The organism is Paenibacillus sp. FW126-R14, assembly GCF_058789495.1.
Map to the genome: position 1 here is coordinate 59,001 of NZ_JBYTBS010000027.1, position 16,945 is coordinate 75,945.

General features: G+C 51.4%; 14 protein-coding genes. 3 read left to right on the forward strand and 11 right to left on the reverse strand.

What is annotated here, in order from left to right; translation table 11 throughout:
• Positions 1-788: 788 nt before the first annotated feature.
• From AC3WRW_RS18045 to AC3WRW_RS18060, 4 genes are all read right to left on the reverse strand, one after another.
• Complete coding sequence (locus AC3WRW_RS18045) at positions 789-1,583, reverse strand: ABC transporter ATP-binding protein (protein WP_492547693.1); 795 nt, start codon at positions 1,581-1,583, stop codon at positions 789-791.
• Positions 1,583-2,497 (reverse strand): ABC transporter permease, encoded by a 915-nt coding sequence (locus AC3WRW_RS18050; RefSeq protein ID WP_492547694.1) that lies wholly within the window; start codon positions 2,495-2,497, stop codon positions 1,583-1,585. Before AC3WRW_RS18050 ends, AC3WRW_RS18045 begins: the two co-directional genes overlap by 1 nt.
• Before the next feature lie 108 nt (positions 2,498-2,605).
• Positions 2,606-3,655, reverse strand: coding sequence for an ABC transporter substrate-binding protein (locus AC3WRW_RS18055; protein ID WP_492547695.1), 1,050 nt, complete (start codon positions 3,653-3,655; stop codon positions 2,606-2,608).
• 200 nt (positions 3,656-3,855) lie between these two features.
• A complete protein-coding gene (locus AC3WRW_RS18060) occupies positions 3,856-4,833 on the reverse strand; it encodes a Gfo/Idh/MocA family protein (RefSeq protein ID WP_492547696.1) in 978 nt (325 codons plus the stop codon).
• 176 nt (positions 4,834-5,009) lie between these two features.
• On the opposite strand from AC3WRW_RS18060, the gene AC3WRW_RS18065 reads away from it, so the two are divergent.
• Positions 5,010-5,633 (forward strand): FMN-binding negative transcriptional regulator, encoded by a 624-nt coding sequence (locus tag AC3WRW_RS18065; protein WP_492547697.1) that lies wholly within the window; start codon positions 5,010-5,012, stop codon positions 5,631-5,633.
• 80 nt (positions 5,634-5,713) lie between these two features.
• Here the strand turns inward: AC3WRW_RS18065 and AC3WRW_RS18070 are convergent, their stop codons facing one another.
• The 3 genes from AC3WRW_RS18070 to AC3WRW_RS18080 form a co-directional block, all read right to left on the reverse strand.
• The gene (locus AC3WRW_RS18070) at positions 5,714-7,540 is read right to left on the reverse strand and encodes an ABC transporter ATP-binding protein (RefSeq protein ID WP_492547698.1); all 1,827 of its coding nucleotides are present in this window, start codon (positions 7,538-7,540) and stop codon (positions 5,714-5,716) included.
• Positions 7,541-7,697: 157 nt separating this feature from the next.
• Positions 7,698-8,093 (reverse strand): VOC family protein, encoded by a 396-nt coding sequence (locus AC3WRW_RS18075; RefSeq protein WP_492547699.1) that lies wholly within the window; start codon positions 8,091-8,093, stop codon positions 7,698-7,700.
• A 66-nt stretch (positions 8,094-8,159) separates the two neighbouring features.
• Entirely contained in the window at positions 8,160-9,029 is an 870-nt protein-coding gene (locus AC3WRW_RS18080) for a GGDEF domain-containing protein (RefSeq protein WP_492547700.1), read from the reverse strand.
• A 377-nt stretch (positions 9,030-9,406) separates the two neighbouring features.
• On the opposite strand from AC3WRW_RS18080, the gene AC3WRW_RS18085 reads away from it, so the two are divergent.
• A complete protein-coding gene (locus tag AC3WRW_RS18085) occupies positions 9,407-10,570 on the forward strand; it encodes an iron-containing alcohol dehydrogenase (RefSeq protein ID WP_492547701.1) in 1,164 nt (387 codons plus the stop codon).
• Between the two features lie 525 nt (positions 10,571-11,095).
• Here the strand turns inward: AC3WRW_RS18085 and AC3WRW_RS18090 are convergent.
• The gene (locus tag AC3WRW_RS18090) at positions 11,096-13,414 is read right to left on the reverse strand and encodes an ATP-dependent DNA helicase (RefSeq protein WP_492547702.1); all 2,319 of its coding nucleotides are present in this window, start codon (positions 13,412-13,414) and stop codon (positions 11,096-11,098) included.
• Positions 13,415-13,499: 85 nt separating this feature from the next.
• Here AC3WRW_RS18090 and AC3WRW_RS18095 point away from each other — a divergent pair, with 85 nt between their 5' ends.
• Complete coding sequence (locus AC3WRW_RS18095; protein WP_492547703.1) at positions 13,500-14,534, forward strand: potassium channel family protein; 1,035 nt, start codon at positions 13,500-13,502, stop codon at positions 14,532-14,534.
• Positions 14,535-14,601: 67 nt separating this feature from the next.
• On the opposite strand, the gene AC3WRW_RS18100 is transcribed toward AC3WRW_RS18095, so the two are convergent.
• The 3 genes from AC3WRW_RS18100 to AC3WRW_RS18110 form a co-directional block, all read right to left on the reverse strand.
• Positions 14,602-15,999 carry a M23 family metallopeptidase gene (locus tag AC3WRW_RS18100; RefSeq protein ID WP_492547704.1) on the reverse strand — a complete coding sequence of 466 codons (1,398 nt, stop codon included), beginning with the start codon at positions 15,997-15,999 and terminating at the stop codon, positions 14,602-14,604.
• Between the two features lie 102 nt (positions 16,000-16,101).
• Positions 16,102-16,329, reverse strand: coding sequence for a cold-shock protein (locus AC3WRW_RS18105; RefSeq protein WP_492547705.1), 228 nt, complete (start codon positions 16,327-16,329; stop codon positions 16,102-16,104).
• Between the two features lie 94 nt (positions 16,330-16,423).
• Positions 16,424-16,624, reverse strand: coding sequence for a cold-shock protein (locus AC3WRW_RS18110; RefSeq protein WP_127453854.1), 201 nt, complete (start codon positions 16,622-16,624; stop codon positions 16,424-16,426).
• Between the last annotated feature and the right edge of the window lie 321 nt (positions 16,625-16,945).

The following is a 16,945-nucleotide window of genomic DNA, read 5'->3' on the forward strand; positions in this document are numbered from 1 at the left end:
TTTCTTTTTTATCTGGCGGGTTCTGAGACGGTTTTTGGGGCTGTCTCGGTTCTTGGATGTGGGCTAAATCTCCAGGTGGCAGGCGACACACTTCAAGACGTATGTTGTATTTTATACAATGATTTGGTTGCTTTCGTGCCCTAGAGCAGCTCTTCATTGTATAAAATACACTCATTTCTCTTGATTTTGCTGATTAGTCCGCTTTCAAGGGCAAATGGTTGTATAAAATACAACATAGCCTGCTGCTGTAGCAAGAAAAGGCACAAATGATTGTATAAAGTGCAATCAAGACGCATCGGAAACTCAGCTCCGATTAATGGTTCAACTTGTTCAACCCCCTCATCACGCATTAATCTCACTAACGAGCACATTTGCCTCTCCCTAGTCACTTACAGCAGCTACCTCTCACATCGGAGGCTCAGCTCCGATTCATCTTCAACTTGTTCAACCCCCTCTTATCGCACCAATCTCACTAACGAGCACACTTACCACTCCCTAGTCACCTACAGTAGCTACCTCTCGCATCGGAGGCTCAGCTCCGATTCATCTTCAACTTGTTCAACCCCCTCTTCTCGCACCAATCTCACTAACGAGCACATTCGCCGCTCTCTTGTCACTTACAGCAGCTACCTCTCGTATCGGAGGCACCGCTCCGATTCATGGTTCAACTTGTTCAACCCCCTCATCACGCATCAATCTCACTACCGAGCACATTTGCCGCTCCCTTGCCCACACACAGCAAAAAGCCTTCAGCCAAGGATTTCTCCTTGCGCCGAAGGCTTTTCTAATTACCCAAGCACCACGCGGTCATCCGACAGCTTGCTGCCGCTGATTTGTTCGAACTCACCGAGCAGCTGCTCTACGGTGAGATCCTTTTTCCGCTCTTCGCTCACGTCGAGGATGATGCGGCCCTTGTCCATCATGATCAGGCGGTTGCCCAACCGAATCGCCTGCTCCATGTTGTGCGTGACCATGAGCGTGGTCAGCTTCATTTCGCGCACGATTTCCTCGGTCAATCGTGTAATGAGCTCGGCCCGCGCGGGATCTAGCGCGGCCGTGTGCTCATCCAGCAGCAGAATCTGCGGCTTGGTAAAGGTCGCCATCAGCAAGCTGAGGGCTTGCCGCTCTCCGCCGGAGAGCAGGCCCACCTTCGCGCGCAGACGACTTTCCAAGCCGATGCCCAGGCGCTGCAGCTGTTCCAGAAATAACGCACGTCTACGCGCGTTAGTACCAAAGCTGAGCCCGCGCTTCTTGCCGCGGGAGTACGCCATGGCGAGATTCTCCTCGATCGTCATTCGAGGAGCCGTCCCCGCCATGGGGTCTTGAAAGACGCGGCCGATCCAGCGGCTGCGCTCGTATTCCGGCAGGTGGTGGATGGTCTCGCCACTGATCGCCACCTCGCCGGCATCCGGCGTCATCACCCCGGAGATGATGTTCATCAGCGTCGATTTGCCAGCGCCGTTACTGCCGATGACCGTGACGAAGTCGCCGGGCTTCAGGGTTAAGTTAATGCCGATCAGCGCAATCTTCTCATCGGCCGAACCCGGGTTAAAGAGCTTGGAAACATTCGAGAGCTTCAGCATCAGCGGCCACCTCCCTTATTGATTTGCACAGCGCGGGCGATGAGCTCGGCGGAGCGCCGTTTGGCGGTTGCCTTTTGCCTGATGGACCTCTGCACGGACGGCAGCACAAGCGCAATGATAACGATAATCGCGGTAATTAGCTTCAAATCGGAGGCATTGAGCCACTCCACACGAAGCGCCAGCGCTACGACGATACGGTACACAATGGAGCCAAGAACAGCCGCCAGTGTCGCGCGGAACACGCTCTGTGAGCCGAAGATCGCTTCCCCGATAATGACCGAAGCCAAGCCAATAACGATCATCCCGATCCCCATGGAGATATCGGCAAACCCGGATTGCTGTGCAATCATCGCACCGGAAAGCGCCACTAAGCCATTGGACAAGCTAACGCCCAGAATGGTCGTGTTATCTGTATTCGCACCGAAGCTGCGAATCATACGGGCGTTATCCCCCGTTGCACGCAGAGACAGCCCCAAATCTGTATGAAGGAACGCATCCAGCAGCAGTTTAAACACAATGACAACGATGAATCCCGCCGCAATCGGAGAGATTGACGTAAACATCGTATCCGCGCCAAGCAGCGAAATGTTCGGTTTCCCCATAATCCGCATATTAATCGAGTATAAGGCGATCATCATCAGAATACCGGATAAAAGCCCGTTAATTTTCCCTTTTGTATGAAGCAATCCCGTACAAGCCCCTGCTGCAAGTCCCCCGGCAAAAGCAGCCAGACATGCGAGCAAAGGCGAATAGCCGTGCGAAATCATAATAGCCGCGATAGCGCCGCCAGTCGTAAAACTTCCATCCACCGTTAAATCAGGAAAATCGAGAATGCGAAAAGTGATATAGACACCAAGTGCCATCAGGGCGTAAAGAAGACCCAGCTCGACGGCGCCGCTCATGGAACTCATCATAATCTAACAACCTCCTATTTTAAAAATAAACAACGTCCGCCACTGCGCCCCAATGGGAGAAAAAAGGGGCGAACGAAAGTGTCGTCCACCCCTCTTGTATCCAAAACATTACTGAATGATGTTTTTCTCTTTGTCTTTCACTGCATTTTTCATAGCATCCGTAACTTCAACGCCTTGCGCTTTAGCTGCTTTCAGGTTCAAGATCAGATCCAGCTTATCCGGAACCGTTACTTTCATGTCGGCTGGTTTCTTGCCGTTTTTCAAAATATCAACAGCCATTTGACCTACTTGATAACCATGATCATAATATTTGAAGCCAACCGTTGCAAAAGCTCCTTTTTCCACGGTATCGCGGTCACTGGAGAAGAACGGAATTTTTTTATCATTAGCAATTTGAATGATGCCATCTACACCGCTAACAACTGTGTTGTCCAGCGTAATCAAGAATGCATCCGCGCGTCCGACCAGCGATTGAGCGGCTTGCTTCACTTCGGATGTATTCGTTACAGGTGCTTTAACCAGCTTGATGTTATGCTTCGCCAAAGCTTGCTCCGCATTTTTCGCCATGATGACAGCGTTCGGCTCTCCTTCATTAATAACAAGACCGACCGTTTTCACTTTCGGCATGTTAGCCGCAACGAAATCCATCAATTGCGCGACCGCCATTGGGTTCGTATCGGATGCTCCGGAAACGCTGCCGCCCGGCTTATCCACATTCGTCACGATCTTAGCTGCAACCGGATCCGTAACGGCCGCAAACAGAACCGGCGCTTTTTTCACTTGCTGTACAACCGCTTGAGCGGATGGTGTTGCGATACCAAGCACCAGATCATTGTCAGCGGAAGCGATTTTTTGTGCGATCGATAAATTGTTCGTTTGATCGCCTTGCGCGTTGTTGAAGTCAACCTTCAGGTTCGTGCCTTCGACAATTCCGGCATCTTTAAGCGCTGCCAAAAACCCTTGACGGGTTGCATCCAAAGAAGGATGTTCCACGATTTGCGAAATCGCGATTTTGTACGTCTTTTGCGCAGCTGCCGTTGCTGCCGGAGCTGTTGACGCACCTCCTGCGGCAGGCGTTGTTGCTGCCTTTTGACCACAACCGGCTACGACCATAAGAGCTGCTGATAATACAAGTGATGCGAGTGCTTTCTTTTTCAACCTAATTACCCCTCTCTTTTGTATCTTATTGGCCAGCTTGAATCCACTGCCCGCTCACCACTTTAACGCTTTCGTTCAGCAAAGTGTAAAGGCGTTGTCAGGTATCCAACTGAGTCTAATTTACCATAGTTTAATTGGCTTGCGTGTTTCCGTCAATCGTTTTATCAATTCTGGTCATATAGGGATGCAATCCCCGGCGATTACTGTCGATAAAAGTCGTGAAGCAGCTCATCCATGACCCGATTCGTCCTAGCTGCCGACCGCCCCGTGCTCGGGCTTTGCCCCACGCCTCTAAGCTCGTCAACGATCATTCCGATTAAAGGCTGCTGAATATGCGCCGGGCCCGGAATCGTCATTTCCTGCACCTGACCATCCTCCGCCTCCACGCGAACGTCCTCGCCGAACGTCGAAAACGTAACCTTGCCGAGACTGCCCACAATCTCGTTCACATCGCTGCGCTTGAAGCTGTTGAAACTCCAAATTCCCGTTCCCATTACACCGGATTCAAACGCGTAGGCTGTTGTCACTATGTCCTCAACTTGATGCCGCCCGCTCTGATTTCTGGCAAAGCCCTTGACCTCGCCGATCGGACCCAGCAAATAGTCCAGAATGTCCAGCGTGTGGCTGGCCAAATCAACGAAGAGCCCACCGCCCGAAAGCTCAGGCTGCAAGCGCCATGGCAGATCCTGCCCTTGTTCAGCCCGCAGCATTTGCAGATAAGTGGTGCTCACGAACCGGATTTCCCCCAATACGCCGCTGTCCAACAGTTCTTTAATCCGGACAAATTTAGGCAAGCCTCTCCGGTAATAGGCAACGAACAGCGGTACCCCTGCTTCTTCGCAGGCCGCGATCATCTCCAGACATTCGCCATGATCTCTAGCCATCGGCTTTTCCACGTAAACAGGCTTTCCTGCCTTGGCCGCCATCAACGTATATTCATGATGAAAACCGGGCGGCGTTGCGACATAAATAGCGTTCACATCCGGATCGTGGATCAGCGCATTCGCGTCATCGTACCATTTGGCTACGCCATGTCTTCTCGCATAATCTTCAGCCAATCGGCCATTGCGCCGCATGACGGCAACAAGCTCTGAACCTGTCACCTTTTGCAAAGCCGGTCCGCTTTTTACTTCGGTCACATCGCCGCAGCCAATAATCCCCCACCGCACTTTATCCATTGCCGCATCCCTCCTGATCATCTTCTGTTTCTACTCTACCTATTCGCCATTAGCGCTGTTCTTCCTTTCTGCCTTTCTTCAGGTGGCACACTACATTCCGCCGAAATTGGCCCTGTGTAAATACCGTCTCCATTGCTATAATGTCGTAAAACTAACGAAGCAGGTGAGCAGCAGCTATGTACATCCCTCCCTATTTTGAAATAAAAGACCGCAGCCTCATGCACGATATTATCGAACAAAACGGCTTCGCCACACTGGTTTCCCAGCATCAAAACCGCACGTTCGCGACCCACTTGCCGCTTATATTGGATCGCACAAACGAATGCTTATATGGACATGTTGCAAATCCCAACCCGCAATGGAGGGATCTCGCGCAGCAAGAGGTTCTCGTCATTTTTCAAGGGCCGCACAGCTACATCTCTCCCTCTTGGTACGAAACAAGCAAGTCCGTTCCCACATGGAACTATGTGGCTGTTCATGTATACGGGCAAGCCCATCTTATTGACGACGATCAAGAAGTGATGGCCTCCATGCAAGATTTGATTGCAAAATATGAAGAGCCCGACAGTCCCTATGAATTAGGTTCTGTAGATCCCGCCTATTTGGCCGGATTAAGTCAAGGCATTCAGGCTTTCAAAATCAACATTACGAGCATGGAGGGCAAGGCCAAATTAAGCCAAAACCATCCCGTGGAACGCCAAGAGCTTGTCATCCAGAGGCTGGAAGCTCTAAATAGAGAGAATGAGCGCAAAATCGCCGCTCTGATGAAAGGAAACCTTGCATCTCGCGGCGCTCGATGACAGAACGACAAAAAGGGTTGAACAGATCTCGTCTGTCAACCCTTTTTGCTTGCCCCTGCAGGTTCTGCCCTACTCCAATTTCACGAATGGGTAGGAACCTCCGCAGAAGACCGACCCTCCACCTGCACAATACCCGAATCAGCAGACAATTGCTCCTGCAGTTGAAGCTGCTGCGTAGCAAACTCGCGGTACATATCGTGCGACTCCAGCAGCTCCTGATGCGTACCGCTTCCTGTCACTACGCCTTTGTCCAGGAAGATGATCTGGTCAGCATCGACAACCGTCGACAAGCGGTGCGCGATGACCAGCGTCGTCCGCCCCTGCATAAGGTTTTGAAGCGCTTGCTGCACAACAACCTCGGACTTGCTGTCCAGACTCGATGTCGCTTCGTCCAGCATCAAAATTTTCGGATCGCGCAGCAAAGCACGCGCAATCGCAATCCGCTGCCGCTGTCCGCCGGACAGCTTGATGCCGCGCTCGCCGACTTCCGTCTCATACTTCTGCGGCAGCTCTTCAATAAAGGTGTCGGCATACGCCATCTGCGAAGCCCGCTGCAGCTCCTCCAGCGACACCTCGCGCTGCAGCCCGTAACAAATATTATCCCGGATCGTGCCTGCAATAAGCGGACTCTCCTGTGAAACATACCCGATCTGATTCCGCCAGGAAATGAGCGAGAACTGATCGATGGCATCCGCACCTAAGGTAATGGAACCCTTCTGAGGCGCGTAAAACCTCTCCAACAGCGAGAACGTTGTCGTCTTCCCGCTTCCGCTCGGACCGACAATGGCCGTCACTTTGCCCGCTTCCATCGTAAAGCTGGCATTTTTCAGGATGGATTCCCCTGTTTTGTAGCCATAAGTCACCCGGTCGAAAACGATCGACTGTGAAGCGTTCGCTACAGGCACGCCTGCATGCGGATTCTCCTCTTCGTAATCGAGCACCTTGAGGATCGTATCCGTCGCCCCCATCGCCTTCTGCGCCTGATTGAAAAACTGTGTAATTTGCGTAATCGGCATCACAATTTGAAATAAATAGAGCATGAACGCCACCAGCTGACCCGCGGATATTGCGCCTGAAGCGACCCGCATCCCGCCGTAGCCGAACAAGACAACAAACAACATGAGCATAACAAATGTAACAAGCGGCGCCATTAATGCTTGGATTTTGCCTTCGCGCAGCCCGAATTTAAACAGTTTTTGAATCCCCGAGCTGCCTTCCTGGTACTCGACCGGCTCCGCGCTGGCTGCTTTCACCAGGCGGATCTCCGACAGGACGCGATTCAGTACGGACGTAAAGCTTGCGGTCTCCGCCTGCATGCCCTTGGAGATTTTGAACATTTGCCGTCCCAATGGGAATAAGATGAGGAACGCCAGCGGGAATACGCTGAACATGATGAGCGTCATTTTCCAATCCATATACAGCAGAACCGCTACTGAACCTATAATCGAAATGACGCCCGTAACGAATCCTGACGTATGCTCTGCGATAAGCCCTTTAATAACCGCCGTATCATTGGTCATCCGGGAAATCGTATCCCCCGTCTGGTGATTATCATAATAGCCGACCGGCAGCACCAGCAGCTTTTTCCATAGGCGGTCCCGAATGCTCGCAACCACACTTTGCCCCGCGTAGTTCAATAAATATACGGATATGCCTGATGCGACAGCCGAACCTACAAAGGCGATCGCCATGCCGGTAATTTGCACCCAATTCAATGCATCGATGGAAAAGCTGTCTACGACATTTTTTGTAAACAGCGGAATTACCAGACCTACCAACGTTGAAATAATGCTTAACCCTAGCGCTATGCTTAACAGAAGCTTTGGCGGATTCGCCTGCATCAGCAAGCGGACGAACCCTCGCCAGTTGCCTGCGCCCTCAGTCGCTTGTTTTCTTACAGATGCCATTTATCTCTACTCCTTTACCCGATCGAATGTTCAACCGTCTTGTGAATGATTTCTCAATATCTCTTTGCAAAAGAATCATACACCTGTATTTTAAACGGAATATAAACAGACTCGAATCGGTCCGTAGATGTAGAGGGGCTGCTGCTGTAGGATGCAACTAAGCCTCAGTTGAAATCTGCCAAACCACGCCAAACGGATCTTCCAGGCGGCCGAACATCGTACCCCAGAACATGCGCTCAAACGGCATCATAACTTTACCGTCATCGGACAACCCTGCGAAAATCCGGCGGGCTTCCTCTTCATTTTGAAATTCCAACGTCAAATCCATGCCGCGGCCCCGATCCACCGTCTCCGTACCTGCATCCGCCATAAAAAAGCGCAGGCCAAGAGCATGCAACTCCAGATGCATCACGCGATCGTTCATCGATGCGTCGGCTCCAGGCATATCCGCGAACGTACGAAGGCTGACGATTTCTCCGCCGAGCGCTTTTACGTAAAAGTCCGCTTGTTTCCTTGCATTGCTGCTATACAAATAGGGTGATAATGTTGCCATGTGAATTCCTCCTAAGGTTTAGTCGATACCGGACGCATCTTGCCATTTTCTCCTGCATAAATAAGGCTACCCCCATACTAAGCGGTCTCTGCCCTGCTCCTTGGCTGTATACAGCAATGCATCCGCAGCAGCCACGAGCTCCGCTGTTCTTTGGTCGTTCACGCGGATCGTAGCTCCAAAACTCATCGTTACATGAAACTTCTCATCTTCCGAACCGAATTCCAACGCCTTCAGCTTCTCTCTGAATTGATGCATGAACTCACTCGCCAGAAGCCGGTCCTCGGTATACAAAATGATGGCAAACTCTTCGCCGCCATAGCGGAAAGCACTGCCATGAGCTCTGGGAATGACGGAGTCAAACAAGCTTCCGATCGTTCGCAGCACCGAGTCCCCGACCTGATGACCGTATCGGTCATTTACTTTCTTGAAATAATCGATATCCCCCATAATGAGGGTAAAATACCGCTTATTCGTAATCGTTTCCCTGATTTGTTCTTGAAAGCTGCGGTGATTGTAGAGCCCTGTGAGATAGTCTTTTTTAGCTAAATTCTCGAAGATTCCTCTTTCTACAAAATGCTTCCGCTCCCGCGCCACAATGATGCCGCCAATCACGCCCATCATAATCGTGAAAGCAAAATTAAACAAATGCCGCGGCATCTCCTCCGCCATAAAACCGCCATCCACCAAGAGAACCACGCCGATATAACCGACAATCACCATGCCCGTCGCCACCATTGCACCTGTAAAGCTCCAGTAGAGCGAAGCGTGCAGGAGGAGGAGATAGGCAATCGGATACAACGGGCTGTTCGTGCCCCCTGTCAATGAAATAAGCGTTATAAAAGCCACGTAATCCATGAACACACCAATTCTCGTGACATAACGGTAGATCATTGAATGAACCGGGCTGCGATGGAGAACGAATTCTGTAATGCTCATATAAATAACCCCAAAGACGAACAACATGCAAAAAAGGATCAGATCACGCGTCGCATGATGATAGTATTTCAGGAATAGAATGGTTGATGTCGGCACAAAAAACCACCGCACACAACTATAAGCGATCTCCAAAATATGATCAGATCTTCGAGTAGTTAACACCTTGCGATCACTTCCCTGAAAATGGAATCTTTCTCTTTCAGAGTTTCTAGCATGGTCCTAGGAACTCCTTCTTCAAGCAATCTATGTGTGCCTTTCCTAAAAGCAGGAACCGATCCGGCGCCTTTTTGGGGTGCCGATTTTTGTTTTTTCCAGTTGCTTTCTATACAATAAAAGAGCAAGGCATAGCATCAGATGATTCTTAAGGAGGTATTTCAATGAATACATTTACTTTTTATAATCCAACCACGCTGCATTTCGGTCAGGGGCAACTCGAGAAATTAACGGCGGAGGTACCCAAATACGGTAAAAACGTGCTGCTTGTATACGGCGGCGGCAGCATTAAGCAGAACGGCATCTACACCCAGGTTGTTCACCTGCTGAAGAGTATCGATGCTTCGATTGTCGAGCTGGGCGGCGTCGAACCTAACCCGAGACTTACGACGGTTCATCGTGGCGTTGACTTATGCCGTACGCAGCACATCGACTTGATCCTCGCCGTTGGCGGAGGCAGCGTCATCGATTGTGCCAAGGCGATTGCCGTAGGTGCCAAATACGATGGCGATTTCTGGGATATCGTTACTCGTAAAGCTGCAGCCGCAGATGCACTACCGCTAGGCACTGTGCTCACCATCGCCGCGACAGGCTCGGAAATGAACTCCGGCTCGGTCATTACGAACTGGGAAACCAAAGAGAAGCTCGGTTGGGGCAGCCCTTTCTCCTATCCGAAATTTTCAATTCTAGATCCTGCGCACACAACTTCCTTGCCTGAAAATCAAACCGTTTACGGTATGGTCGACATCATGTCTCACGTGTTCGAGCAATACTTCCATCACGGCTCCAATACGCCTATTCAAGATGGCTTCTGCGAAACTATATTGCGTACTGTCATAGATACGGCGCCTCGTTTATTGCAGGATCTGAACGATCTGGAAAATCGCGCGACGATTCTTTACAGCGGCACCATGGCGCTTAACGGAATCCTCAGCATGGGAGTGCGCGGCGATTGGGCGACGCATAATCTGGAGCATGCCGTGTCCGCCGTTCATGACATCCCGCATGGCGGAGGCCTTGCGATATTATTCCCGAATTGGATGACTTACACGCTAGATGCCAATGAAGCGCGGTTCAAACAGTTCGCACAGCGCGTTTTTGGCGTTACAACCGCCGGCAAAACGGACCGTCAGGTCGCCGAGGAAGGTATCGCCGAGCTTCGCGGATTCTTCAACATCATCGGCGCACCAAGCCGGTTGGCGGATTACGGCATCGATGATTCCACGATCGAGCTAATGGCGAATAAAGCCATGGTCTACGGCGATTTCGGGAACTTTAAAAAGCTGACTCGCGAGGATGTCGTTAACATTTACCGCATGTCGCTGTAGACAGGTAATGCCATCTACAAACACAGCGTAAAGCCTGATCAAATTGCAATCTGCTCATGGAGTGCAAGTGGCTGACCGATATAGGAAAGGGGCTTCCTAAGTAGATTTATCTACTTAAGGTTAGCCCCTTTGTTATTTATGGATTGTGGTCGTCCAACTCTATTACCTGCTGTTTCAATCTCGTTCCCCTGTTCAGTCCCGCTCCCGCTATCCCAATCCCATTGCCCCGTCCCATCCCGTCCATCCCGTCCCCTTACCCCATTGCAAAAAGGGAACTAGAGGGCGCTATTTGCACAAAATCAACAGCTTTCAGCAGAAAAAGGGAACCACAGGGCTCTATTTCCCACCAAACAGCTGATTTCAGCCAAAATCGGCGAAATAAGGGATCCTAGTTCCCTCTACTCCGCCAAATATCCGCTTATGCAGCAAATAGAGGACCATAGTTCCCTCCCGCCGACAATGTGGACTAGCTTCATTGGAACAAACGCCCCCTGCCTCCCCTCTCACACAGGTTCACCGAAGAGTTCACCGCAGCACCGTATAATCGCGCCACTCCTCCGGCAGCAACCGCTGATAAAGCGGCTGCAGGTAGCGATCGTCGATCAGCAGCAGCACACCGCGATCCGCTTCGGAGCGGATCAGCCTGCCGCCGGCCTGCTGCACTTTGTTCATGCCGGGGAAGACGTAGGCGTACTCGTATCCGTTTTTGCCCGTTTCCTCGAGGTAAGCCTTGATCAAGTTGCGCTCCGGCCCCAGCTGCGGCAAGCCTACGCCAACGACCGCGACGCCAGTGAGCCGCTCGCCCACCAGATCAATGCCCTCCGAGAAAATACCGCCCATCACGGCGAAGCCAACGAGCGTCCCTGTCCGGCCTGCCTGAAACTCAGCCAAGTAGCACTCCCGCTCCTCCTCTGACATCTGAGCCGTCTGGAGCAGAACATGCAGTCCGCCATCATCACCCTGCTCGCTAATCAGATCCGTAAAAGCTTCATATACGCTGCTCATATAAGCATACGAAGGAAAAAAGACCAAATGATTGCCCGATTCACGCCGTGTCACCATGTCATAAATCGAGCGGGCTATTCGCTCCCGGCTGCGCTCGCGGTCCTGATAGCGCGTCGACAGCGGCTGGACGAAAACCTCCAGCTGCTCCTTGGCAAAAGGCGAAGGCACGCTCACGGAGTAATCCTCCTCGCCGGCTCCCAGCGTGTCCATGAAATAGGACAGCGGCGTAAGCGTCGCCGAGAAGAACACATGCGAGCGATAGCCTTTCCCCATCTGCCTGAGCAGATGAGAGGGGTCCAGGCAGAACAGTTTCACGCTGACCTCGTTCCGGTCTGACGTGAACAGCGTCGTATACCGTTCATCGTACAGCTTGGCGATGCGCACGAAATTGTGCGCTTCGAAGTAGGTCTCCAGCAGCAGCGGGCTCGCCGGGTTCCCGGCGCTTGCCGCCAGCTCTTTCTCCGCGCTGGCAAGAAAGCCGTCCAGCAGCGCCAAAAGCTCCTCCGGCAGCTCAGGCTCCACCATCATCTGGCGGTCCCCGATTCTTTTGCGCAGCGTGATGAAATATTGGTTAACAGCCTTTGCCGCATCATGCAAATCAGCGCGAACACCTTTAAACTCCCGCTGCAGCGCGAGAAACCCGGACTTCGAGAGTGCACTGCTGTACATCTCCCTTGCCCGGTCAATCAAATTGTGGGCTTCATCCACGAGCAAAGTCGTGTACCGCTTCTGTTCTTCAAACAGCCGTTTTAAATTGACGCGTGGGTCAAAAATATAGTTGTAATCACAAATCACGGCATCTGCGGCATACGCGACATCCAATGAAAATTCGAACGGACAAACCCGATGCTTCAGCGCATACGCCTCAATCACCGTACGTGTCATAATCGTCTCCGACCCGAGAAGATCAAGTACGGCGTCGTTAATCCGGTCATAATAACCGTCAGCAAATTCACAATGCTCCTTCGAGCAGCGGACTTCCTCTTTCAAGCATACTTTGTCTTTCGCCGTTATGGTCACGACATGCATGTGAAGCCCCTGTTCCTGAAGAAGCCCATACGCCTCTTCCGCTGCCGTGCGGGTAATCGTCTTGGCCGTCAAATAAAAAATCCGCTGCAGCAGCTCCTCGCCAATCGCTTTGACCGATGGAAAAAGGGTCGACATCGTCTTCCCGATACCGGTCGGCGCTTTCGCGAACAGCTTGCGCCCTTCGCCAATCGTTTTGTACACAGCCCCGGCAAGCTTGCGCTGCCCTTCCCTGTACGCCGGAAACGGAAAAGGCAGCTCCTTGATGCTGCGGTTCCTCCGCTGTTCATGCTCGAATCTCGCCTGCGCATAAGGGTAATAACGTTCCACTACGTTATGTACGAAGCGCTCCAGCTCTTCAAGCGGGACTTCCCGCACAAATCGGCGAGTAGCTTCCGTCTCGACCTGCATATAAGTAAGTTGAACGCGCATCTGATGAAGACCGCGATCTTTGGCTACCATATAGGCATAGCACATCGCTTGCGCCCAATGGACGGGGTAGGAATTCTCCTCAATCTCGCCAATATCCGACGAAGTGGATTTGATCTCGTCCACCGTAGGCGGGCCGCCGTCCGTACCCTGAAGAAGGCCGTCGCACCGCCCGTCAATGATGAAAAGAAGTTCCCGACAGGCAATCTCAGCGGAAACATACACTTCATGCTGATCCGATTCGCCGTATTGCTTCTGCAGTTTTTGATGCGCCTTGGTGCCTTCAATCAGCGCAGTGCTCGTCCGAAAGCCGGACTCGATGCTTCCGCTGCGAAACACATATTCCACCAGGGAACGTACGGAAATGTTAATTGTTGCGGCCATTCGTCCTTCTCCGTTTCAGAACATTTGTTCTTTATTGTAGCATGCAAAGGGACCCAATATCTACTTTTCCCGGAAAGGAGCCCCTATGTTTTATTTCAGCAAAATCTTCCTTAAACTGCTGCGGATGAACAATAAGTTCATCTATAGTCTAGCTTTTCTGTTTATCCTGCTATCCGCCACCGGCGCTTATCTGCTGGAAAAAGATACGTTCGGCAGCGTCTTCAACGGGCTCTGGTGGGTGATGGCAACCGTGACGACCACGGGGTACGGGGATTATACGCCCAAAACAGTGGCGGGCAAATGCCTCGGCATTTTTCTTTACATTTTCGGCATCGGTCTTATCTCGGTCACGATCAGTAAAGTCATTGATTCACTCTTCGTATACAGACAGCGAAAGGAAGCGGGCAAATTGAGATATCAGGGCGAGCAGCATTTCGTCATCATTGTTTGGAGCAAGAATGCCGAGCTGGCGATCCAAGAAATTTTGCACACGGATACGTCAACAGAGGTCGTACTGATCGATATCCTGGAGAGAACACCCATCGTACATAACAGGGTCCACTATATTCGCGGCAATCCCACTCATATCGAGACTTTGGAAATGGCGAATATGGAGAAAGCCCGTTCCGTTTTTATTTTTGCCGATGAAATCACCCAAGACAAAACCATGCTGCGCGATCCCTCCTTCGTCGATGGCAAAACACTGCTTGTCGCCACGACCATCGAGCGCAATTACCGCAATGTCAACTCGATCGTCGAGATTAAGAACAGCGATAATTTGCAAAATTTCCAGCATGTCAACGTGAACGAATTCATTCTCGGCTCCGAAACCATTTCGCAGCTTGCCGTTCGGTCGGCCTTCTCGCCGGGATCGTCCCGGATTGTGTCGCAGCTCTTGACCAGACAGTCCAGAAGCAATCTTCATGTGCTTAGCAAAAGAAAGGCTTGGCACACATACCGCGACGCGTTTGAGCAGCTGCTCCTTGAGGGGGCGACTCTCATCTCCGACCGCGACCAACTGAATATCAACCGCAAGCTGGATCAGCTCATTCCCGAGGAAGCGCAGCTCTTCGTGATCTGTGACGCGGAGACCTTCGAGCGCATTTGCACGCTAAAATAACGAAAAGGACACAAACTCTCTTATAGAGAAATGGTGTCCTTTGTCTTTAAACTTTGTCCTAAATAAACTACCCCTTAGGCTGTGCCGGAGGCTGAACCCAACGAAACGGCGTCGTATTCCAAAATAAATCCGGATTGACCTGCACATTATGCGCCCAAAAGGTGAAATGCAGATGCGGTCCGGTCGAAAACCCGGTCGTACCGACGAGACCGATGATGTCCCCTTGCTTCACCCGGTCACCGGTTTTCACGCGCAGCTCCGAAAGATGCGCATACTGCGAAAAAAGCCCCATCCCATGATCGAGATAGATGGAATTCCCGGTCAAATACAGGCTCTCGGCCAGCGCCACGACCCCATCATTGGTCGCTTTGATCGGCGTGCCTTCCTTCGCGGCCAGATCTACCGCCATATGTGCGCTATCGTACTTCCCGTTAACATAACGGGTATACCCATATGGCGTCGTCAAAATCCCCTCGATGGGCTTCACGAACGGCCCACTGAACAGAAACTCCGGCTCGGACTTGCTGCGCGCCAGATCGATTTTCTTCTGATCGGCGGCAATCCGCGCCGTATCCTGCTTCATACTCTCCATCTCAGACGTGACCTTGAGATATTGGGTTTCGAACTTCTTCGGCACGATGGTCAGCGTCTGGTCGCCGATCGGATACTTGCCCGGCTTCGCGCTCATCGAAATCGGCAAGTAAGTGAAATACCCCGCTCCGTATGGCTGGAGCGTGTACGTTTTGTTCAGCCAGACAACGGTCCCTGGCTCGGCGGAGCGCACAAGCACCGCATCTCCGGGTGCCGCGCTTTCCGGCACGAGCTTCCATTTGGCGCTCATGATCCCTTGGGCCGCTTCCTTCGTAGCGTAAAGCGTCCTCTCCTTAGCGAGCTGCTGCAAGTGGCTCTTCTCTTTGAGGATGGCTTCCTTGACCTCCGGGGTCATGCCATCCGCCCAAGTCTGTCCCCCGTCGGCGGTAACGAGCAGCGGATTCTTCGCATCCTTGCTGCTGGCGGGCAGCGCCCAGCCAATACGGGGCGTCAGGAACTGCGTTTGCTTCACAGGAAACGATGCAGCTCCTAAAGTAACTGTCTGCGTAGCATCGGAGCCAGACGAAGCAGCCCCGCTTTCCGCAGCCGGCTCTAAACTTAACAGCTCCGTTATAGAGCCATCAACCGCGGTTTCGGCAGCCGCTGCGTCACCTTCCGCAGGCTGCCACTGGCCCCCGCCATCCTCCGTGGCAACGACTCCGTCGGCATACTTCACCCAGCCATGGTCCAGATCCACCATGCGGAACTCCAAGGCCACCCTGGGTGGGGGTGTGGGCGCCGGTGTTGCTGCGGCCGGCCTATCTTGCACAGCTTTCCAGGAACCGAACGGCGATTTACCTATTGCTACAACGGCACAAGCCGCGAGCAGACATGCGCCGACCAAGAGCGGCCAGCGGCGTTTTTTTGATTTCACAGCATCTATTCCTCCCTCGCTTGCGATGGGCTAGTCTTCCAGTACGACTTCATAATAACACAAAAAAACCGAAGACAGCACTGTCTCCGGGTTTCTGTTCCATTATATTTGCACGCCTTTTTTGAGCGTTTTCTGATCCATGCTCGTGTTATTAACTAAAGGAAGTAACTTGACGCTTCGAACCATGGTGGACTGACACAAGTGACAAGTCGGAACGTGATCGAATGTAAAATTATCTCGCATCCAGCCTTTACAGCCTTCTTGTTCACAAGACCATATCGTCACATTTTCTAGAGGCATCTCTTCAAAGGACTTTTTTCTGGAATACATGATGAACCTCCTCAGCGTTTACGTAAGTTAAACTTCAATAGCTAAATTGAAAAAGACTGCCATTACACAAGTAAAGGCAGTCTCTTAAATTATATTACAGTTTTACAACGTTTTCTGCTTGTGGTCCGCGGTTGCCTTGAACAACGCTGAACTCAACTTGTTGGCCTTCATCCAAAGTTTTGAAGCCTTCGCCTTGGATAGCGGAGAAGTGAACGAATACATCGTTGCCGCCTTCAACTTCGATGAAACCGAAACCTTTTTCTGCGTTAAACCATTTTACTGTACCAGTAGCCATGAGAAATACCTCCAAAAATTATTAACATGTTTTTTATTCTTCAAAGAGAAAAAATTCACACATTGCAAAAGGTTCACTAACAAAAATGAAAACCCTTTACAATATGTGAATTCAGGTTCTTTTTGTCGATTGGTTCCATCATAACATATCGAATTTGAAAACGCAAACTATTTCCAATTCTTACATGCTGTTGAAACCATTCTTAATTAGCGGCAGGAACTTCGGTTCAGATAAAACGACCCCAACTTTAGTCTAGGTATGTACTTAGTCCCGGGACCGTTTGTCGCTTCAAACAAGGACTCTATACTGATTGTATCGCAA